The 20,600-nt window shown below is 62.4% G+C and carries 16 protein-coding genes and 1 pseudogene; 5 read left to right on the forward strand and 12 right to left on the reverse strand.

Annotated features, from left to right (window positions below; genetic code table 11):
• Positions 1–7 precede the first annotated feature (7 nt).
• The 3 genes from ACVWW3_RS17660 (at position 8) to ACVWW3_RS17670 (ending at position 3,235) form a co-directional block, all read left to right on the forward strand.
• Entirely contained in the window at positions 8–757 is a 750-nt protein-coding gene (locus tag ACVWW3_RS17660) for a glycosyltransferase family 2 protein (protein WP_456649194.1), read from the forward strand.
• A gap of 159 nt (positions 758–916) precedes the next feature.
• On the forward strand, positions 917–1,879 hold the full coding sequence (locus ACVWW3_RS17665) for a UDP-glucuronic acid decarboxylase family protein (protein WP_456649193.1): 963 nt from the start codon (positions 917–919) through the stop codon (positions 1,877–1,879).
• A gap of 42 nt (positions 1,880–1,921) precedes the next feature.
• On the forward strand, positions 1,922–3,235 hold the full coding sequence (locus tag ACVWW3_RS17670) for a hypothetical protein (protein WP_456649192.1): 1,314 nt from the start codon (positions 1,922–1,924) through the stop codon (positions 3,233–3,235).
• On the opposite strand, the gene ACVWW3_RS17675 is transcribed toward ACVWW3_RS17670, so the two are convergent.
• From ACVWW3_RS17675 to ACVWW3_RS17710, 8 genes are all read right to left on the reverse strand, one after another.
• Positions 3,232–4,299 carry a glycosyltransferase family 4 protein gene (locus ACVWW3_RS17675; protein ID WP_456672039.1) on the reverse strand — a complete coding sequence of 356 codons (1,068 nt, stop codon included), beginning with the start codon at positions 4,297–4,299 and terminating at the stop codon, positions 3,232–3,234. The genes ACVWW3_RS17670 and ACVWW3_RS17675 overlap by 4 nt on opposite strands.
• Positions 4,300–4,420: 121 nt before the next feature.
• Complete coding sequence (locus ACVWW3_RS17680) at positions 4,421–5,353, reverse strand: NAD-dependent epimerase/dehydratase family protein (RefSeq protein ID WP_456649190.1); 933 nt, start codon at positions 5,351–5,353, stop codon at positions 4,421–4,423.
• Positions 5,354–5,431: 78 nt separating this feature from the next.
• Positions 5,432–6,052 (reverse strand): acyltransferase, encoded by a 621-nt coding sequence (locus ACVWW3_RS17685; RefSeq protein ID WP_247443727.1) that lies wholly within the window; start codon positions 6,050–6,052, stop codon positions 5,432–5,434.
• 77 nt (positions 6,053–6,129) lie between these two features.
• Positions 6,130–7,218, reverse strand: coding sequence for a glycosyltransferase family protein (locus ACVWW3_RS17690; protein ID WP_456649189.1), 1,089 nt, complete (start codon positions 7,216–7,218; stop codon positions 6,130–6,132).
• Positions 7,219–7,221: 3 nt separating this feature from the next.
• On the reverse strand, positions 7,222–9,060 hold the full coding sequence (asnB, locus tag ACVWW3_RS17695; RefSeq protein ID WP_456649188.1) for an asparagine synthase (glutamine-hydrolyzing): 1,839 nt from the start codon (positions 9,058–9,060) through the stop codon (positions 7,222–7,224).
• Positions 9,061–9,063: 3 nt separating this feature from the next.
• Entirely contained in the window at positions 9,064–10,341 is a 1,278-nt protein-coding gene (locus tag ACVWW3_RS17700) for a lipopolysaccharide biosynthesis protein (protein ID WP_456672040.1), read from the reverse strand.
• 91 nt (positions 10,342–10,432) lie between these two features.
• Complete coding sequence (locus ACVWW3_RS17705; protein WP_456672041.1) at positions 10,433–10,627, reverse strand: hypothetical protein; 195 nt, start codon at positions 10,625–10,627, stop codon at positions 10,433–10,435.
• A 616-nt stretch (positions 10,628–11,243) separates the two neighbouring features.
• A complete protein-coding gene (locus ACVWW3_RS17710) occupies positions 11,244–14,333 on the reverse strand; it encodes a M10 family metallopeptidase C-terminal domain-containing protein (protein WP_456672042.1) in 3,090 nt (1,029 codons plus the stop codon).
• Between the two features lie 197 nt (positions 14,334–14,530).
• On the opposite strand from ACVWW3_RS17710, the gene ACVWW3_RS17715 reads away from it, so the two are divergent.
• Positions 14,531–14,845, forward strand: a complete 315-nt coding sequence (locus tag ACVWW3_RS17715) for a hypothetical protein (RefSeq protein WP_247443736.1) — start codon at positions 14,531–14,533, stop codon at positions 14,843–14,845.
• Positions 14,846–14,983: 138 nt separating this feature from the next.
• Positions 14,984–16,177, forward strand: a complete 1,194-nt coding sequence (locus ACVWW3_RS17720) for a CaiB/BaiF CoA transferase family protein (protein WP_247443738.1) — start codon at positions 14,984–14,986, stop codon at positions 16,175–16,177.
• A gap of 200 nt (positions 16,178–16,377) precedes the next feature.
• On the opposite strand, the gene ACVWW3_RS17725 is transcribed toward ACVWW3_RS17720, so the two are convergent.
• The 4 genes and pseudogenes from ACVWW3_RS17725 to ACVWW3_RS17740 form a co-directional block, all read right to left on the reverse strand.
• Complete coding sequence (locus ACVWW3_RS17725) at positions 16,378–17,895, reverse strand: tripartite tricarboxylate transporter permease (protein ID WP_456649184.1); 1,518 nt, start codon at positions 17,893–17,895, stop codon at positions 16,378–16,380.
• Between the two features lie 12 nt (positions 17,896–17,907).
• Positions 17,908–18,451: pseudogene (locus ACVWW3_RS17730) on the reverse strand (tripartite tricarboxylate transporter TctB family protein).
• A 161-nt stretch (positions 18,452–18,612) separates the two neighbouring features.
• Positions 18,613–19,599, reverse strand: a complete 987-nt coding sequence (locus ACVWW3_RS17735) for a Bug family tripartite tricarboxylate transporter substrate binding protein (RefSeq protein WP_247443744.1) — start codon at positions 19,597–19,599, stop codon at positions 18,613–18,615.
• 141 nt (positions 19,600–19,740) lie between these two features.
• A complete protein-coding gene (locus ACVWW3_RS17740) occupies positions 19,741–20,538 on the reverse strand; it encodes an enoyl-CoA hydratase/isomerase family protein (protein WP_247443746.1) in 798 nt (265 codons plus the stop codon).
• Between the last annotated feature and the right edge of the window lie 62 nt (positions 20,539–20,600).

Genomic DNA, 20,600 nt, shown 5'->3' on the forward strand with positions numbered 1-20,600 from the left:
ACCCATCATGCCGCTCGTCTCGATCATCACACCGTCCTGGAACGTCGAAGGCCTGATCGAGGAGACGATCCGCTCGGTGCAGGACCAGACCTTCGCCGATTGGGAACTCTTGATCGCCGACGACTGCTCGACCGACAGGACGCCGGCGATCATCGCGGCAATCGGCGAGCGTGATCCCCGCGTCAAGCTGATCCGGCAGGCCAAGAATGGCGGCCCGGCGCTCGCCCGCCAGGCCTCGATTGATGCCGCGCAGGGCCGCTATCTCGCCTTCCTCGATAGCGACGATCTGTGGCTGCCGGGCAAGCTCGAGCGCCAGCTCGCCTTCGCCCGGGAGAAGCGGGCCGCCCTCAGCTACACCGCGTTCCGCCGCATCGACGAGAGCAACACCATGTCCGGCCGGCTGATCGAGGTGCCGGCGTCACTCACCTATGGCCAGCTCCTGGAGAACACCGCGATCGCCACGCTGACCGCGCTGGTCGACCGCGAGATCGCCGGTCCCATCCTGATGAAGAACGAGGGCTACGACGATTTTTGCCTGTGGCTCTCGATCCTCAAGCGCGGCCATACCGCATACGGCCTCAACGAGGACCTTGCGCGCTACCGCGTCAGGGGCTCCTCGGTCTCCAGCCGCCCGGCGCGTTCCGCCAAATGGGTCTGGCAGATCTACCGCAATGTCGAACAGCTCTCCCTGATCAGATCGGCCTGGTGCTTTGCTCATTGGAGCGCGCGCGCCTGGCTGAAACGGCGGGAATTCTAGCCTCCCGCGCCCTGCCGAGGGCACCCACGAAAATCGAAAACAACCCCATGCACAGTAATGGTATTTAAATACCTTTGACCAAGCCATTTGGCTATTGGCGAGTCCGGCCGTTGCCGATACCACTCAGCGCGCTCTGCCGCGGACAATCTGGAACCGATCATGCCGTTTGAAAGCTACAAGAACAGCCGCATCCTCGTCACCGGAGGCGCCGGCTTCATCGGATCGCACCTCTGCGAGCGGCTGCTCGATACGGGGGCCGAGGTGGTCTCCGTCGACAATTACTTCACCGGCAGCCGGCGCAACATCGCCCATCTGATCGCCAATCCGCTGTTCGAGGCAGTCCGGCACGACGTCACCTTCCCGCTCTACATCGAGGTCGACGCGATCTTCAACCTGGCCTGCCCGGCCTCGCCGATCCACTACCAGCGCGATCCCGTGCAGACCACCAAGACCTCGGTGCACGGCGCGATCAACATGCTCGGCCTCGCCAAGCGGCTCAAGGCGCGCATCTTCCAGGCCTCCACCAGCGAGGTCTATGGCGATCCGCTGATCCATCCCCAGACCGAGGACTATTGGGGCAACGTCAACCCGATCGGCATCCGCTCCTGCTACGACGAAGGCAAGCGCTGCGCCGAAACGCTGTTCTTCGACTATTGGCGCCAGCACGCTCTGCCGATCAAGGTCGCGCGCATCTTCAATACCTACGGCCCGCGCATGCAGCCCAATGACGGGCGCGTGGTATCGTCCTTCATCGTCCAGGCGCTCAAGGGCGAGCCGATCACCGTGTTCGGCGACGGCGGGCAGACCCGCTCGTTCTGCTATGTCGACGATCTCGTCGAGGCCATCATGCGGCTGATGGCGACCGGCGAGGACATCACCGGACCGATCAACATCGGCAACAATTCGGAGTTCACCATCCGCGAACTCGCCGAGAAGGTGATCAAGCTCACCGGTTCGCGCTCGAAACTGATTTTCCAGCCGCTGCCGCAGGACGATCCGCGCCAGCGCCAGCCCGACCTCACCAAGGCAAAGGCGGCGCTGGACTGGGAGCCGAAGGTCGCACTCGAGGACGGGCTGAAGGAGACGATCGCCTATTTCAAGCGCACGCTCGAGCTGGCTTGATCCGCTCGCAACTTCCGTCGGCCGCAAGCGAGCCTGTCCGCCATGAGCGCATTGTGCGACATCATCCAGAATGTGCGATCGCGGCTGGATTCCAGGGCTGCACTAACGATCATGCTGCTGCTGCACAGTGCCGTGACCTGCCTGTCGCTGATCAAGGTCGCAACCTGGCAGTCGTATATCCACTTCAGCGGCGAGCGCGTCTGGATGGCGGTCGGGATTGCGGCCGCCTTCTCCGTGGTCTCGCTGCTGTTCGCCGCCGCCCGCTTCAGCTTCGGTTATTTCGTCGGTTTCTATTTCTACACGATGATCCTGGGCTTCCTGTGGATCGACGTCTTCTCCGAATACAGCTACGAGCGATTGCTCGCGGGATGTTCGGCAGCGTTCTCGCTGGTGCTTTTCCTGCTGCCCGTTCTGTTCGTCCGGGCGCCGTTCCCCCAACGCATCGTGCTGTCGAATGCCGCCTTCGAGCATCTGCTCACGGCTATCTTGGCGATCTCCATCGGCACCATTGCCGTCGCCTCGACCTATAATTTCCGTATGGTCGCCGTCGCAGACATCTACGACTACCGCGGCGCGCTGCAATTTCCTGGAGTGGTGCGATATCTCGTCGGCTGGGTCTCCAGCACGCTGCTGCCGTTCGCCTTCGCCTGCTACTGGCTGCTCGGCTATCGCTGGCGCGCCGGCCTGGTGTTGATCCTGCTCCTGTTTTTCTACCCGATCACGCTGACGAAGTTCTCGTTCTTCACGTCAGCCTGGCTGATCGTGCTTGCCGTGCTGTCACGCTTTCTGAACGCAAGAACCTCGGTCATCACATCGCTCTTCGTCCCGATGCTGCTCGGCGTCGCCGCCATGGCCTTGGCGGGCTACGTCCTCCACGACCCTCTTAGCAAGTACTTCGACGTGGTCAACATCCGGATGATGGCGACGCCATCGAGCGCGCTCGACATCTACAACCATTTCTTCGCCAGTCATCCGCTGACCTGGTTCTGTCAGATCTCAGTGCTGAAAGCGGTCATGTCTTGCGCTTACCAGGATCAGCTGTCGGTCGTGATGCAGGACACATACGGGTTCGGCATGCTCAACGCCTCCCTGTTCGCGACGGAGGGTGTCGCCTCGGTCGGACCTTATCTTGCGCCGCTGACGGCACTTGCGTCGGGTTTCATCCTGGCTCTGGGCAACCGTGCCTCGGCAGGACTGCCGCAACGCTTCGTGCTGATATCCAGCGGCACGCTGCCGCACGTTCTGCTCAATACCCCGCTCACGGTCGCCATGGTGACCCACGGCACCGCGCTCCTCTTCCTGCTCTGGTACGTGGTGCCGCGAAACATCTTTGCGCGGCCCGGCATCGCTGACTAGTGGACTCTCGACGTTTGCATCACGTCCGCGGTCAGTCGGACGAAATCGGTAACGAATGCCTCTACGCGCTGCTCCAGGTTCGGCAACAAATTGCGGACGGTCGCAGGCCCGGCGGTTTGCGCAACCTGCAACATTTGATCGGCCAGCGACCTGGAGTCGCGGATGCCGAAATATCGCGCGCTGCCCTCGGTCTGTTCGCGATGGACATCGATGTCGGACAGGATCGTCGGGACACCAAACGACTTGGCTTCTTCGACAGTCGTGCTCCACCCCTCGCACTCCGAAGGATTGATGAGAGCCATCGATGCGCGCAGGAGCGCGTAGACGTGATCCAGTGGAATCATTCCGAGATGCTTGAAGTTCATATCGAGACCACGCGACCTGACCTCACTCATGGTCCTCTCGAAAAGACCGGATTCACGGAAGTCCTGCGTACTTCCCGATGCCGCGACGACGACGTCGAGCCCCCGGCTTTTCAGCAGATCAAGCGCATCGACCACGATCTGGTGATTCTTGTGCCGCCAGAACTGGTTTGGCAGGTAGAAATACCGTGACGGAAGACCATAATGCGCAATCACGTCGGACGGCTGCGTGGCGAGCAGACTGGCGGGCGGCTCGGTCGCAAACCGGACGACCGAGACGCCGTTCGAATTGCCCGGGTAGAACCTCTTGAGATCGCCGAACGCCGTGGCGCTGCTCAACATGATGTGCCGGCCCGATGCGATCTGGACCCGAAAGCCAAGATCGCGCCGCCAATATGCACTCCTGGAGAACAGATGCGGGAGCAGTCGATGCTGGAAATCCGGGAACCATGCGACCGCCGGAAATGGCAGGCGCCAGCCGAAGAAGCGCGCGGATTCGAACACCATGTCGATCTTGCTGGCCGTGAACGCGGCGACGGCAGGTGCGTCCAAACCAAAGACGATCGCGCGGGCGAGGTCCGTCGCGCGGGCAAGACCGGTCGCGGCGTGATCGAAAACCGGCGAGCGCACGACCTCAACGCCGGGAATGCCGGCCAGCACCGCGATCTCCTCGGGATCGTCCGCCGCGCCGGCAAACAGCACGGGCACCACCGTCCCCGGAGAATGCCGGTTGAGCACCTCGAACAGATTGCGTTGATAGTTGTAGCCGCCCGCCCATAGCCGACGTGGGATGTTGGTGAATGCAATCCGCAGCGACGTACGCTCAGGCACGAGCCTGGCTCCTGAACCATTCGACGTAGTCGGCCAGACCGCGCTCCAGCGGGATACGCCAATCGAAGTTCATGTCGAGCACGCGCCCGTTGTCCGCCAGCAAGCTCGTCGGGTCTCCTGGCCGCGCGACGCCGGAAAAGCGCGCGACCGTTTTGCTGTCCCAATGCCCGATCAATCCCTCGGCAATATCGGCCACGCTCACGCCGCGCCCCGAACCGCCATTGATCACGCCAAAATCGTCCTGCCACTCCGCCTCCGCGACGCGCGCCAGCAAGCGAACGACGTCGCGAACGTCGGTCCAATCCCTTATCTCGGCGCCCGTCCCTCCGAGATTCAGCGTTTCTACCTCGCTCCGCAGCCGAGAGCAGATATCCCAGAGCAGTTGCTTGCGAAGGTGGGGACCGTAGACGGAGAACAGTCGCACGACCATGCAGTGAATGCCGAAGCTCTGGACGTAGCTTTGGCACAGCTGTTCCATCACCAGCTTGTGGTGTCCGTAGGGCGACATCGGCAGAAGCGCTGCGCTCTCGGGGATCGGACCGGTGTGATCGGCGCCGTAGACCGCGGCGCTCGACACCACGATCAGCCGGCTGCTGGGCGCAAAACTTCGAAGCCATTCGAGCAGACGCGCCGTGCTCGTCACGGTCCGCGAAAAATCCTCGAACGGGCGCGCAATCGACAGCCCGACCGACGACCCGCCGGCCAGATGGAAGACGTGCGACGGCAGGCCGTGCAAGGCGGCGAGTGCATTCAGATTGGCCGCATCGACTTCACCATTGATCCAGCTCTGCAAGCCGAGAGCGTGCGCATCGGCCGGATCGAGCGCACCGTGACCAACGCCATGGACCACACGCCCGGCGCCCGCCAGCTCGCGAACGAGATGACGTCCGATGAATCCGTTCGCACCGGTAACCCACGTGGACATTATGCTACCTTGGGTACTGCCAACGAGACGCTCGCTTGGCTCGCAAGCAAACTGCTATCGGTATTGCCATATGCTCCCTCATCGCTCGCCCGGCGACAATTCCCTGACGATGGTCGCAGGATTACCTGCTACGATCGAATATGCCGGAACATCCTTGGTGACCACAGCCCCCGCGGCGACAATCCCACCCTCACCAATGGTCACGCCTCGCATAACCATGGCGCAAGCACCGATCCACGCATCATCGCAAATCTTGATCGGACGGTCGTCAAGAGAAAGCTGCCTTGGGTGACCGGTAGAGAAAATCTGCTTCGCCTGTTCGTGCCGCTCAGAGGCACGGATCGGATGCGAGAGATTGTCGAATATGTTGACGGAATGCGAGATCAAGACACGATTTCCGATGTCGATCGACGCACCTGACCAAATACGCGTGCCGACCCCAACATAGCACCACTCTCCGATAGTGATTTGACCGCCGTGACCGAGGATCATCAGTTCACCCCTGACGTGAGAATGGCTGCCAATGACAATCCTTTCGCTTTTGCCAAGCGCATTCCTGATCCGCGCGCTGTGGGCCAAGAAAGCATCTCGTTCCAAGCGGCAAGTCGCCCGTCCGACCAGACGCTGGACGATATAGTGTAAGTTGAAGCCATCGATGGCGTGCGCAAACCGGCGCACAAGCGTGGAGAGGCTGGACATCAGCCTATCCTCTCACATAGCAAAATCCAACGTGCACGGATTTTCAATTGAACACCTCCAACGGAGCGGCTGCGCGGTCAGAGGCGCCCCACGAGCTCGCCGAATAGCTTCCACTGCATGTCCTTATGGTAAATGTCCCGGATGCGAGCTCGACCTAGCGCTGCGATCTCGGCCGATCTGCGCCAGTCCTGCAGACTGTGTGAAATGACCTCGACCGCCCGTTCCGGTGTATCGTAGGTTTCGATGGTCACCCCCTCCTGCATACCATCAATATATCTTCCCGCGTCGGACACGAGCAATGCACCACACCCCATTGACTCGAAGCAACGCATATTACCACGGTCTTCGCCTGCCATGTCGATCGAGCCATTAAGCGCGATCTTAGACGAGCCAATCAGCTCGTAGAGATCTCTCCCGAATACCGGCGGCCGAGCGATAGCTGCGATTGCTTCGGGACGTCTGTGCTGCTGCAGGGGCAGCAATCGCCCGATTGCACTCTCGGCGAGCCTGGTCAAGCGCGATGCGTCAAGACAAAATACGACACCATGACTGCCCGATAGGCTCGCGACTCGCTCAAGCGTCTTCGCACGCTCACGATGATGTCGTGAATAACCGCCGACGAAGACGACGTCGATCGGACGGTCTCCATGGCCATACTCGTCCATTACCGGATCATGCGCCGGGTAAAATACCTCGGCCCGGCATCCCTTGCGGCGCCACATGTCGAGCATCGAGGGAAAGTTTGCAAGCACGGCGCCATAGGACGTAAAGTCAGCATTTCCCGATGGCGCGCCACGCCAGCACAACGTCTTCTTGACGCAGCCCGGCAGCTTGGCAACGAAAGCGCTCGGGTAGCGCACGGGATCGAGATTGTAGAACACCTCGGTGGCGTGATGCTCGATTTGCGCGAGCAAGATGGCCTCGAGCGTCGGCTCGCCCGACATGCCCTGCTCGCGCGCCCAGCGGCGCTGCAGGATCTCGTCATCCCCGTTGGTGAAGAAGGCGTCCGGCGAACCGTCGAGCACCGGTTGAAGGAAATGCGACGCACCGAAACGATCATTGAGAAAAACCCGGCGTCGCTCTTCGAAGCTGACGGCCTTTGCCGCGAGCTGGTTCAACCGCGGCAGGTAGGATGGATAGAAACAGCTATTTTGGAACAGACGCATTGCTTATACGTACCTCGCCAACATCCATTTCATATTCAGATACGGCCAGATCCGCCCGACCGACTCCCAATCCCAGGACTTCGACGCCGTCAAGCGGCTGACGGCCGCGCGCAGAGCCGCTTCATCCACCAGTTCGGCAAACGCCGGCACGTTCCTGTCCAGCAGGTCGGCCGTCCAGCCGGCCAGCGGTCCGTTCAACCATTCCGGCATCGGTGAATTGAAGCCAACCTTGCGACGCGCGGTGCGAATGGACTCCGGCATCAAATTGGCCATCGCCCGCCGGGCAACAGCCTTGGTATAGCCGTCTGACGACTTGCTGCTCTCGGGAAGCGCCATCGTGTAGGTCACCAGCCGCCAATCCATGAAGGGCATGCGGACTTCGACGCCGTGCGCCATCGAAAGGCGGTCGAAGTTACGCAGGATAGTGGGCAGCACCGTGCTGTGAAACATCCGATAGAGGCGCTTGTTCAAGCCACCCCATTCACGCGGCAGCACATCGTCCTCCGCTGTCAGCGGGAGCGGGGCGGGAAGATTGCGCAGGCCACCGCGCAGAAAATACACGCCCTTGCGCTTCAGGGCCAACGCACGCAGGATATCCACACAGCGCCGGGCCAGTTTCGAACGGGACGCGAGGTCCTCTGCCGCATTCCGTATTTGAAATGCGCGCGCTTGTCCTTCCTGCAAATAGCCGCCCATCAGCTCGTCCGCCCCGTGGCCGTCGAGTGACACCGTCACGTTGTTGTGGGTCAATTGCCGATAGAGCAGCCATATGGCGCTGGGCAACGCGATGTAGACGTCATCGAGATCGTCGAGAATCTGATCGAGGTCCGTCAGCGCATCGGCCTGTCCGATTTCGAGAAAAGTAGGCGCGACATTGGCCCAGGCGGCGGCCTCCTCAGCCATCGGCCTCTCGTCGTTCAAGGCGCCGGGGAACGTCGCAACAAAGGCGTGACGCCATGCCGTGCTGTCGCGCGGCCCCATGCCATCTTTCTCATGCGCCGCCATAGCGCAAATCACCGCCGACGAATCGAAGCCACCGGACAGGCATGTTCCGATCGGCACATCGCTGCGCATGCGCAGGGCCACGGCATCCTGGAACAGCTCGCGAAAGCGCGCGACACGTTCGGCTTCGGTGGCCGGCACGGGCGGCAGATGATCCACGGTCCGCCACCAACGCTTGACGCTGACCTTGCCCTGGCGCAGCCACATGCAATGGCCGCCCTGCAGGCGGCGAACCTGCCGAAACAGGGTCCGCTCGCTTCCTTCGATCCCGAAGGCATCGAGCAGCAGCCGGCGTGCGACTTCCACGTCAACTGAGGCATCGATCAGTCCGCTCCGCACCAGCGCCCGCTGCTCGGAGGAGAAGATGAATCGTTCCGGCGACGCGGCATAGAGCAGCGGCTTGATGCCGAAGCGGTCGCGCGCAAGAAACAGTTCGCGGGTGCTGGTGTCGAAGATCGCCAAGGCCCACATGCCGTTGAAGCGGGGCAGCATGTCTTCCCGCCAGGCCTGCCAGGCGGCCAGGATCACTTCGGTGTCGGATTGGCTGCGGAACACCGCGCCCTTCGCCTCGAGCTCGCGGCGAAGCTCGAGGAAGTTGTATATCTCGCCGTTGAACACGATCACATGGCGGCCGTCCGCAGACAGCATGGGCTGATAGCCGCCCTCGCCGGGATCGATGATGGCCAGGCGGCGGTGGCCGAATGCGAGGCTTCGGTCTGCGCTGAACCAGGTCCCCTCGCCGAACGGACCGCGATGCGCGATCAGGCTGGTCAGCCGCGAGATGTCGGCCGGTTCGACCGCGTTGCCACCCAGATTTACGATACCTGCGATTCCGCACATGTCCTAGACAGCCTTGACGGGCAAGAAGCGATTGACGATCGAACGAATGTCTTGCCAACAGGCCCTTCGATACGGACCCAATTGCGACGCGGCAACCGCGATTACGAAGATGGTCGCGGCCGTCAGCGACGAGACGGCTCCCACCGACCACCAGGAGGGCGCGGGCTGGAATGGCGCGTGGTCGAGACCGTATCGCGCGGCCAGCGCCGTCGCGATTCCGATGCCGAGCGGCATCAGCACGCAATGCACGATGCGCGACCACATGCCGGCAAGGGCAAAACTCCGGCGCAACAGGAAGACAATGGTCGCCATCTGCGCGATCATTCCGGCGCATGCGCTCCAGCCTGCGGCCTGCCATCCGAAGTGTGGCAATGCGATCGCGCTGGTCACGAGTGTGACGACACCCGTGATCAGGGCGATGAGCGCGTTGGAGCGCGACCGCCCGTTCGCGAGCAAGTAGAAGCCGAAGACGTTCGCGCTCGATCCAAGGATCCCGGCAATCGACAGGACGACGAGAACCCGTGCCGCCTCGGCTGCGACCTCGGCGCCGGTCCAGACATGCAGCAGCGGGCCAGCCACGGGGATCAATCCGCCGAGCGCGCTTGCGGCCAGGACGTTGAGTATCCACGACGATCGGAACAGCAGATCGACCTTGCGGTCCTCGCTCTCCCCTTGCAGCGTGCTGAAGAAGGGAAACAGGATCTCGCCGACCTTCAGGATACCGATATAGGTCGCTTCCTGCAGGCGCTGCGCAACGCCATAGAAACCGACGAACTGCGGTTGCAGCAGCGCGCCGAGCAGATATCGATCGGCCTGCCCCGCAAGCAGCGCACCGCCCTGTGCGGCAACTTGCCATCCGCCGAACCGAACCAGCCTGCCGAGCGCCTCGCGATGCAATGCTGGAGGAGCCAGCCACTTGCGCATTTGGCCGCTAGACCAAGCCAGGGCCAGCAGCAGGCCGATTGCCAATCCCAGCGCCTGGCAACCCAGGAATGTCGATGCGCGCGGCGCGGCAGGGATCAGGAGGAGCATCGAAAGAGTCGAAACCACGGTGCTGACGATGCCGATCGAGGCGATCCGGCGATAGTCTTGCCGTGCGGTGAACAACGAAATGAAGACCGCCGATACACACTGGCACAACCAGCCGATACCGGCCAGCGCGAACGCCAGTCCGAGATCGTCGGCGGCCGGACCGGCCAGATGAAATCCGAGACGCGCAAGCGGAGCCCCGGCAACCAGAAGGAAAATGACGATCGGCCCGCCCGCACCGACCGCGAGCATGACCGCGGTCGCGAACAGGCGTCGCGCATCGTCGCGGTCGGATGGCTCCAGTCGCTGTGCAAGTTCGCGCGACGTCGACAGGCCGAGCGCGTTAGCTGAACACCAGTGCTGGCGCAATGCATGCGGTGACTAGACCCGCGACGCCGAATGCAGCGAGGCCGAGGTGAGTGATCACGAAAGGCAGGATGGCCAGATTCAGCACCACGGCCACCAGGAAGGCCATCGCATTCCACGCGGAATTCCCCAGCAGATCGGGTGGTGTTTTTCTCAACGTCATGTCAGCCACCCGGCCATCACCCGCCACACCCTTGCAACCTGGCCGATCAGGGTTCCTCCCAAGTATGCGCATCGGGCTAGCAGCCAGCACGCGGAATGTCGAGAGGGCGCGGGAGGCCGTCCCTGGGCTAATCCAGACCGTTTCGACTGCTTGCTCAGGCCGCTCCCACGACTTGCAGAGCAGATCTTTGCCAGAGCAGCATTTGCCTGGACAGATCGTAAACGCGCCGTCCAATCTCGGAAAGGCGCACTCAGAGTCCGTCGGACTCACCATTCTTTGGCGTCGAGCGGGGCGCGTACGGATGAAGCGACGGATCGGCCGGCCGGCATCGGCTGGCCGCCGCCATCCGCGGGCGGGCCTGCGGCAGGCGTTGCGTCCCGCCCCCGGAGCGCCAGATCCTCGGTGCGATCAGCGCCCCACAGCTTTCCAGACGGCAACTTGCGATCCGCCGCCGATCACCCTGTTGTTGCCTGTCGGTCAAGCCGAAAGCTTTCCCGGCAAGAGCATTGTCGTGGTAGCGGCGCGCCGCAATGCCAATCGGGCATTCGACAATCGGTCGGTCCACGCCGAGAAGTCTACGCATCTTCATTCGTGCACGGATCGATCAGCGCGGTTGCACTCTTCATTAGATCAAGAAGTGTATCAGGAGATGCGCCGCCGCAGATGACCCGTCGGCCGTGGCGCCCGCTGGTGGAACACCGATGGTACCGTCCCCATTGAGGTCTTGGTGGAAGGTGGTCTCGAGCGACTGAAATGACGCGTTCGTCCCCGTCACCTCGGGAACGATATTGTCAGTATAATTGCCGCTGACGTCCACATCCCACGCCGTGTAGTGACCGGTCAGCGAGTCCTTCCAGGCCACATCATATCCGCTGGCGGTCTGCTCGGCTGCGATTGGCGCCCAGGTGCCATATGCATTGGCGCTGACGGGTGAACCGGCAATCTTTAGGACGGGTCCGCTGCCGGTACTGATATTGTCAAGGTAGAAATTGTCTCCCCTCTGCGCCAGCTTGGTGGAGCCCTGCGCCTCAACGATGGTGGCGGGAACACCGATGCTGCCATCACCATTGAGGTCTTGGTGGAAGGTGGTCTCGAGCGACTGAAATGACGCGTTCGTCCCCGTCACCTCGGGAACGATATTGTCAGTATAATTGCCGCTGACGTCCACACCCCACGCCGTGTAGTGACCGGTCAGCGAGTCCTTCCAGGCCACATCATATCCGCTGGCGGTCTGCTCGGCTGCGATTGGCGCCCAGGTGCCATATGCATTGGCGCTGACGGGTGAGCCGGCAATCTTTAGGACCGGTCCGCTGCCGGTACTGATATTGTCAAGGTAGAAATTGTCTCCCCTCTGCGCCAGCTTGGTGGAGCCCTGCGCCTCAACGATGGTGGCGGGAACACCGATGCTGCCATCACCATTGAGGTCTTGGTGGAAGGTGGTCTCGAGCGACTGAAACGACGCATTCGTTCCCGTCACCTCGGGAACGATATTGTCAGTATAATTGCCGCTGACGTCCACACCCCACGCCGTGTAGTGACCGGTCAGCGAGTCCTTCCAGGCCACATCATATCCGCTGGCGGTCTGCTCGGCTGCGATTGGCGCCCAGGTGCCATACGCATTGGCGCTGACGGGCGAGCCGGCAATCTTTAGGACGGGCCCGCTGCCGGTACTGATATTGTCAAGGTAGAAGTTGTCTCCCGTCTGCACCAGCTTGGTGGAGCCCTGCGCCTCAACGATGGTGGCGGGAACACCGATGCTGCCATCACCATTGAGGTCTTGGTGGAAGGTGGTCTCGAGCGACTGAAACGACGCATTCGTTCCCATCACCTCGGGAACGATATTGTCAGTATAATTGCCGCTGACGTCCACACTCCACGCCGTGTAATGACCGGTCAGCGAGTCCTTCCAGGCCACATCATATCCGCTGGCGGTCTGCTCGGCTGCGATTGGCGCCCAGGTGCCATACGCATTGGCGCTGACGGGTGAGCCGGCAATCTTTAGGACCGGTCCGCTGCCGGTACTGATATTGTCAAGGTAGAAATTGTCTCCCCTCTGCGCCAGCTTGGTGGAGCCCTGCGCCTCAACGATGGTGGCGGGAACACCGATGCTGCCATCACCATTGAGGTCTTGGTGGAAGGTGGTCTCGAGCGACTGAAATGACGCGTTCGTCCCCGTCACCTCGGGAACGATATTGTCAGTATAATTGCCGCTGACGTCCACACCCCACGCCGTGTAGTGACCGGTCAGCGAGTCCTTCCAGGCCACATCATATCCGCTGGCGGTCTGCTCGGCTGCGATTGGCGCCCAGGTGCCATATGCATTGGCGCTGACGGGTGAGCCGGCAATCTTCAGGACGGGCCCGCTGCCGGTACTGATATTGTCAAGGTAGAAATTGTCTCCCCTCTGCACCAAACTGGTCGACCCGACCGCTTCGATCGTAGCGTTGATCAGGCTGGCGCTACCAATGCTGCCGTCGGCGAACTGAAAAGACTCTACACCCGTCACCGTGTCAGTGCCATCGGGTGTGCCGGAACGCTGATCGGCGATCGTGAAGGTCCGGGTTACCGAATTGTACGAGACGGCGTAATTCGCCTTGCTGCCCGAATACACCGCCGTATCCGTGCCCCCGCCGCCGCTAATCGTGTCATTACCGCCGCCGCCGGTGATCGTATCGTTGCCGGAGCCGCCGTTCAGTGCGTTGGCGATGGCATTGCCGATGATCGTGTCGTTGCCGGAGCCGCCGATGGCGTTGTCGATCAGCGAACGCCCGTCGTTGTTGTAGAGATAGGAATTGTACACGTTGCCCGACGCGTAATGGCCGTTTCCGAGATTGGCCAGTTGAACCGACGAGAACACGGACGACGCACCTGGATTGAGATTGATGCTCAGGTTCGTCGTGTAGTTCGACAGGTCGTAGGTATCGACGCCGCCACCATCCCAGATAGTCTGGTAGATGCGATTGGCCGAGCCACCGGCACCGCCATTGTCGGCCGGCTGGCCAACGCCGTTGATGAACTCCTGCCCGGTGCTGGAGCTCCAGGTATAGACGGTGGCTCCGGCCTGGGTGGTGTAGTCCGCGCCGTACATCGTCTGCAGCGCGAGAATATCGTTGGCCATATAGGTCTGCGGATATCCATAGGCTTCGTTGGTGTAGCCGCTCGTCGTCGAAGCACCGACATAGCTGCGATAGCTCATGACGGTGTATTCGCTGTCGTCATGCGCGCTCGGCACCGCGACGTTGGCGACGCCGCCCGTTTCCTGACTATGCTTCAGGCCAAGGGCGTGTCCGAGCTCGTGCAACGCCGTCGTGAAATAGTAATTGCCGAGCGCAGCCAGCGAATAGTTGTAGGCGCCTCCGAACCACACGTCGCCGCCGGCCGCGTAGTTTCCGGGGTAATAGGCGTAGGATGTCGGATTGGCCGCCGGCGACTGCGCGACCATGATGTCGGCACCGTTCGTCCCCGCGTACTGGATGTTGGCGTTGGTGTAGCCGAGGATCAGCCCGATCGCGTAATTGATCGCCGCCTGCATCTGACTCGGCGCCGCGGCAAAACCCGACGTCGTCGGCTCACTGCTGCCGCCGGAGTAAGGACTGGAGTAGTCGCTTGCAGCGTCCGGAAAGCTGTAGGTGATCGTGCCGGACCATTTGTAGCCCGACAGCAGGCCGTCGATTTCGGCGTTGTTGGTTGCACTGACGTTGACGGCGCTGGCCAAGGGAATCTCCGAAGCAGCAAACCCCGCTCGATTCGGGGCGCGACAGGTGATTCTAGCTTGAGAGTTAAACGTTTGGCTTAATTTTGGCGAGCCGGTCCGGACTCCTTCCATAAGGCCGTGTTAGCCATCAAATCCCGTAGTCACACGGGCCAGGGCAAAGGATGTCGGTTCCGCCCACCTGTGTTGCGAGTGAAATCATGAAACTACGTCCACTCTCGGCCGGTCTGTTCGGCGCCCTGGTGGCGCTCGCCGGGCCGGACCATCTACCCTTCGGAGGACTGCCTGTCATGGTCGGGAAAGCCAGCGCGGATGAGAGTGGCAAGCAAGGCGGCACAGCGGGACGCGCCCCCTCCGTTCCAATGGCCCGCGACCCCTCGGCTGCGGTAGCGGAGGAGTACGAAGCCGCCCGCCGGCAGGGTACACGGGAGGCGTTCGAGCTCTTCATCGCGCGTCACGGTGACGATCCCCTGGCCGAGCAGGCGCGTGCCGAGCTGAAGCAGCTGGCGCGCTGATCCTTCGCGCGCCGTGCCCCCTCAGGCATTGCATTTCGACAGGCGGCATCCGCGCGGCCCAGACCTGCCGCGTGATGTCTTGCCGCATGGTCTTTCGGCACTATGGTAGGCCCGCAATCTTTCCCGGAGCCTTTCAAGATGCCCTTTCCGCATGCCTCCGAAGCCTTGTCGCGCTTCACCGTACTCGATCTGACCCGCGTCCGGTCCGGGCCCACCTGCGTGCGGCAGCTCGCGGACTGGGGCGCCAGCGTGATCAAGATCGACGCGCTGACCGAGGATTCCGGCGGCGAACAGCCGGGCGGGCCGCGGCGGGGCTCCGATTTCCAGAATCTGCATCGCAACAAGCGGGCGATGACGCTGAACCTGAAGGACGAGCGTGGGCTTGCCGTGTTCAAGCGCCTCGCCGCCAAGGCCGACGTCGTGGTGGAGAATTTCCGTCCCGACGTGAAGAAGAAGCTCGGCATCGACTATGAGAGCCTGCGCGAGATCAACCCGCGCATCGTCTATGGCAGCATCTCCGGCTTCGGCCAGGACGGGCCCTACCACAAGCGGCCGGGCTTCGATCAGATCGCGCAAGGCATGGGCGGGCTGATGTCGATCACCGGCGCGCCGGGCGAAGGCCCGATGCGGGTCGGCATTCCCGTCGCCGACCTCACCGCGGGCCTGTTCTGCGCCATGGGCATCCTCACCGCGCTGCTGGAGCGCGAGGTCTCGGGCAAGGGCCAGTGGGTACAGACTTCTTTGCTGCAAGCCCAGATCTTCATGCTCGACTTCCAGGCCGCGCGCTGGCTGATGGAAAAAGACGTGGCAAAACAGGCCGGCAACAATCACCCGACCAGCATCCCGACGGGCGTGTTCAGGACCTCGGACGGCTACATCAACATCGCCACGACGGGTGGCCGGATCTGGGAGCGCTGCGCGCAGGCGATCGGCGCGCCGGAACTCTACAGCCACCCCGACTATGTGACCGCGCCAGCCCGCTCCAAGAACCGCGACGCACTCAATGCCGAGATCGAGAAGCGTACCTTGACGAAGTCCACCGAGACCTGGGTCAGTGAACTCAACGAGGCCGGCGTGCCCTGCGGGCCGATCTACGCCATCGACCAGATGTTCGAAGACGCGCAGGTCAAGCATCTCGGCATCGCGCAGGAGGTGCCGAACGACGAGGATCGCGACATCCGCCTCGTCGGCCAGCCCGTGACGCTGTCGCGCACGCCGAGCAGGATGGTGGCGCGGCCGCCGGAGTTCGGCGAGCAGACCGACGAAGTGCTGAAGGAGTTCGGCTTCAACAAGGAGGAAGTAGCTCGTTTAAGGGAGGCGAAAGTCGTCTAACAGTCTGCTGAAAAAACCCCTCGCCAGGGAGGGGACTTGATGATTCACTTTATCATCTCGAATCGGCGGAGACGATCATGCGCGGCAGGTTTACGGATCAGCGCGGCCTGTTTTCGTACATCGCGCCGGATAAACGTGTGCCGGCGAACGATCCGCTGCGGAAGGTCCGAACTTGTCCGGGATGTTTTGAGTGATAGACGTCAAAGTGACCTGGCTTTGCCCCGTTGCATCCCTCCAATGCGTGTCAGAAGCCTATCAATGATAGGCCAGAACAGCAGCACGATCGCGAGCGTCGTGATCGAGCCGACCAGGCCGTTCGACCAGAACACCTTGAGGTCGCCGCCGGAGCCGATCATCGACAGGCGGAAGGCATCCTCCGCGCGGTTGCCGAGCACGAGCGCGAGCGTGAACGGCGCCAAGGGAATGCCGATCTTCTTGAAGACGTAGCCGACGACACCGAAGCCGAGCATCAGCCAGATGTCGAACATGGCGTTCTGGATCGCATAGGCGCCGATCGCACAGGACACCACGATCATCGGCGCCACCGCGGCGAACGGCACGCGCAGGATCGAGGCGAAGATCGGCACCGTCGTCAGCACCAGCACGAGGCCGACGACATTGCCGAGATACATCGAGGCGATCAGGCCCCAGACGAAATCCTTGTGCTCGACGAACAGCAGCGGGCCGGGATTGAGCCCCCACACCATCAACCCGCCGAGCAGGATCGCCGCGGTGCCGGAGCCGGGAATTCCGAGCGCCAGCATCGGCAAGAGGGCCGCGGTGCCGGAGGCATGCGCCGCCGTTTCCGGCGCGAACACGCCCTCGATGCGGCCCTTGCCAAAGCTCTCGGGATCCTTGGCGAAGCGCTTTGCCAGATTGTAGCCCATGAAGGAGGCCGCGATCGCGCCGCCCGGGGTAATGCCGAGCCAGCAGCCGATGACGGAGGAGCGCAGCAGCGTCACCCAGTATTTCGGCAGGTCCTTCCACACACTCAGCACGACGCGCAGCGAAATGCTCGCTGCGTGTCCGCGCAGCGCGAGGCGCTCCTCCATCGTCAGCAGGATCTCGCTGATGCCGAACAGGCCGATGACGGCGACCAGGAAGTTGATGCCGCGCAAAAGCTCGGACGAACCGAAGGTCATGCGCAGCTGCCCCGACACGGTATCCATTCCGACGCCCGCGAGCAGGAGCCCCAACGACATCGAGATGACAGTCTTGTGCTTGGCCTCGCGGCCCAATCCGACGAAGGAGCAGAAGGTCAGCAGATAAACAGCGAAGAACTCGGGCGGGCCGAACTTCAACGCAAAGGACGAGATCATCGGGGCGAGGAAAGTGATCAGCAGCACAGCGACCAGCGAGCCGATGAAAGAGGACGTGAACGCCGCGGTCAGTGCCTCCGCTGCCCTGCCCTGCTGCGCCATCGGATACCCGTCGAACGTGGTCGCGACCGACCAGGCCTCGCCGGGGATGTTGAACAGGATCGAGGTGATCGCGCCGCCGAACAGCGCGCCCCAGTAGATGCAGGACAGCATCACGATCGCCGAGGTCGGATCCATCGTGAAGGTGAGCGGCAGCAGGATCGCGACGCCGTTGGGTCCGCCGAGCCCGGGCAACACGCCGACGAAGATGCCGAGCACCAGCCCGACCATCATCAGCGCGAGCGTCTTCCACGTCAGCAGGACGGCGAAGCCGTGAAGCAAGAGACCGAAAGCTTCCATCGCAGGCCCCGCCTAGTAGCCGAAGGCCGCTTCGAGCGGCCCCTTTCGGCATGATGACGTCGAAGGCGATGTCGAAGGTGAGGAACATGATCGCCGTGAACACGACAGCGGTGAGCAGCGACTTCCACAGCGCGATCTTGCCGACGAGGCGCATGAAGCCCGCGATCAGCAGGAAGCTCGCGACATAGAGGCCGAGAAACTGCGTCGTCAGGCAGAACAGCAGCGTCGGCACGAACACCGCCATCACACGGCGGGCCTGCGCGCGCGTGACGAAGGTCTCAGCCGCCTTGCGGTGCGCGACGAGAGCCACGATCAGGCCGTAGAGGCTGCTGCCGCCGAGAATGACGGAGAGATAGAACGGGAAATAGCCAGGCTCCGGCCCGGTCGAATCCCAGGAGGCGCCGGTGCGCCAATTGTCGTAGCCGAGCGTGGCAGCCAGCGCGAGCAACAGGAGACAGACGAATATCTCGACCGTGCCGGAGGAGACGACGGAAGGCGAGTCGTCTTCGGGCGCGGTCGGATCGTCGACGACGATTTCAAGATCGGTTTGGGACATGAGCCGTTGGGGACCGAGTAGTTCAATTCCTCCTCTCCCCGCTTGCGGGGAGAGGGTTGGGGTGAGGGGGAGTCTCCGCGATGACGGTGAGGATTGGACTCGCGGAGAGAGCCCCTCACTCCGACCCTCTCCCCTCAAGCGGGGAGAGGGAGAAACCAAAGCTACTTCGCGACGAATCCGGCTTCCGTCATCAGCGACTTGTTGACTGCATCGTCCTCTTCGAGGAATTGCACCATGTCCTTGCCGGTGAGGAAGATCGGCTTCAACGCCTGCTTTTCCATGTAGTCCTTGTATTCGGCGGTCTGCGTCACCTTGTGGAACAGGTCGACATAGAACGCCTGCTGCTCAGCCGTGACCTTACCGGGCAGGAACGTCGCGCGCAGCATCAGATACTGGACGTCGACGCCCTCCTCCTTGCAGGTCGGGATGTCGGCCCAGGACTGCGTGTCCGTCACTTTGCTGGTGTAGGAGATGCGCTCCTTGTCGAACACGCAGAGCGGACGCACCTGGCCCGCGCGCCAGACTTCGAGATTTTCGGACGGGTTGTTGACGTTGGATTCGGTGTGGTTGCCGACCAGCTGGGTCGCGGCCTCGCCACCGGACTTGTAAGGCAGATAGGAGAATTTCGCGCCGGTCTTCTGCTCGAGAAACACCGTCAGCACGTGATCCTCGCGCTTGGAGCCGGTGCCGCCCATCTTGAACGGGGCGCTCGCAGCCTTCGCGGCGGCGACGAACTCCTTCACCGTCTTGGGACCCGAGCTGTTGTCCCATAGGACGAACTGGTCGAGCGCGATCACCGAGACCGGGGTCAGCTCACGCCAGTTGAACGGAATCTTCGCCGACAGCGGCAGCATGTAGATCAGCGAATAGGCGATCAGCACCTTGTTGGGATCGGCCTCGCTGGACTTCATGTACATCAGCGCTTCCGCACCTGACGCGCCGCCCTTGAGCGAGACCACGATCGGCTGCTTCATCAGATTGTTCTTCTGGATCGCGGCCTGCATCATCCGCGCCATCTGATCGGAGGCGCCGCCCGCGCCCGCCGCCACCACGATCTCGACCGGCTTGGTCGGCTCCCAGCCGGCAAAGGCCGGCGCGCTCAACGTTAGCGCCGCTGCGACCCCGACAGCTTTCACTAGAATTCGCACGAGTTTCGCCCCCTGGTTATTGTTGGCTTTGTTTGTCAGTAATTTATCGGCACATTGTGCGGACTAAAGCCAGCGAGTTCAAGCAGGCGGGCATCCCGCCGCCTATGACTTTCGGCTGACGAGGCCCAAGCCGGAGATACGCTACTTGCCCTTCCAGTTGGGCGTGCGCTTGTTGAGGAAGGCGTCCATTCCCTCGCGGAAATCTTCGCTCATATAGGCCTTGAGGATCAGATCCTCGCCCTCTTCGCGCGACAGCGTGCGGCGGATGCGGCGCACCGCCTCCTTGGTCGCTTCCAGCGTGAGCGGGGCGTGGCTCGCCACAAGCTTGGCGGTCTCGTCGGCACGGCGCTGGAGCGTCTCGACATCGGGCACGATTTCGGTGAGCAGGCCGAGCGCGAGCGCTTCCGGCGCCTCGACCAGGCGCGCCTTGAAGATCATATCCTTGGTGCGGGCGGGGCCGACCAGCGAGACGACGCGGCTGATATTGGACATCGACAGGCAGTTGCCGAGCGTGCGCGCGATCGGAAAGCCGATGCGTGTCGCTTCAGTCCCGATGCGAAGGTCGCAGCAGGCCGCAATTCCGGCACCGCCGCCGGTGCAGGCCCCCGCGATCGCCGCGATCACGGGCACGCGGCACTGCTCGAGCGTGCCGAGCACGCGGTCGATGCGAGCCTCATAGTCGAGCGCATCCTGCGCGGTTTTGAACGCACGGAACTGAGAAATGTCGGTGCCGGAGGCAAACGCCTTGTCGCCGGCGCCGGTCAGGATCAGTGCCTTGATCGAGCGATCGGCGTTGATCTCCAGGCAGATCTCCGCCATGCGCTCGTACATGGCGAAGGTCAGTGCGTTGCGCGCCTGCGGACGGTTGAAAGTGATCCGCGCGATGCCGTCCGTGACGGAGTAAAGCAGGTCTTCGTTGGCAGTCGTCGGTGCGTTCATCGCGCGCTCACTTCTTTTCTAAGCTAGTTCAAGCCACTTGAGCCTTTAGGCCACCTGAGCCC

This window comes from Bradyrhizobium sp. LM2.9, assembly GCF_054056555.1.

Excerpts from the sequence above, each read along its gene's own strand:
- ACVWW3_RS17660 (WP_456649194.1), top strand. The coding sequence starts at position 8 with ATGCCGCTCGTCTCGATCATCACACCGTCCTGGAACGTCGAAGGCCTG.
- ACVWW3_RS17665 (WP_456649193.1), top strand. The coding sequence starts at position 917 with ATGCCGTTTGAAAGCTACAAGAACAGCCGCATCCTCGTCACCGGAGGC.
- ACVWW3_RS17670 (WP_456649192.1), top strand. The coding sequence starts at position 1,922 with ATGAGCGCATTGTGCGACATCATCCAGAATGTGCGATCGCGGCTGGAT.
- ACVWW3_RS17680 (WP_456649190.1), bottom strand. The coding sequence starts at position 5,353 with ATGTCCACGTGGGTTACCGGTGCGAACGGATTCATCGGACGTCATCTC.
- ACVWW3_RS17685 (WP_247443727.1), bottom strand. The coding sequence starts at position 6,052 with ATGTCCAGCCTCTCCACGCTTGTGCGCCGGTTTGCGCACGCCATCGAT.
- ACVWW3_RS17690 (WP_456649189.1), bottom strand. The coding sequence starts at position 7,218 with ATGCGTCTGTTCCAAAATAGCTGTTTCTATCCATCCTACCTGCCGCGG.
- asnB (WP_456649188.1), bottom strand. The coding sequence starts at position 9,060 with ATGTGCGGAATCGCAGGTATCGTAAATCTGGGTGGCAACGCGGTCGAA.
- ACVWW3_RS17700 (WP_456672040.1), bottom strand. The coding sequence starts at position 10,341 with ATGCTCGCGGTCGGTGCGGGCGGGCCGATCGTCATTTTCCTTCTGGTT.
- ACVWW3_RS17715 (WP_247443736.1), top strand. The coding sequence starts at position 14,531 with ATGAAACTACGTCCACTCTCGGCCGGTCTGTTCGGCGCCCTGGTGGCG.
- ACVWW3_RS17720 (WP_247443738.1), top strand. The coding sequence starts at position 14,984 with ATGCCCTTTCCGCATGCCTCCGAAGCCTTGTCGCGCTTCACCGTACTC.
- ACVWW3_RS17725 (WP_456649184.1), bottom strand. The coding sequence starts at position 17,895 with ATGGAAGCTTTCGGTCTCTTGCTTCACGGCTTCGCCGTCCTGCTGACG.
- ACVWW3_RS17740 (WP_247443746.1), bottom strand. The coding sequence starts at position 20,538 with ATGAACGCACCGACGACTGCCAACGAAGACCTGCTTTACTCCGTCACG.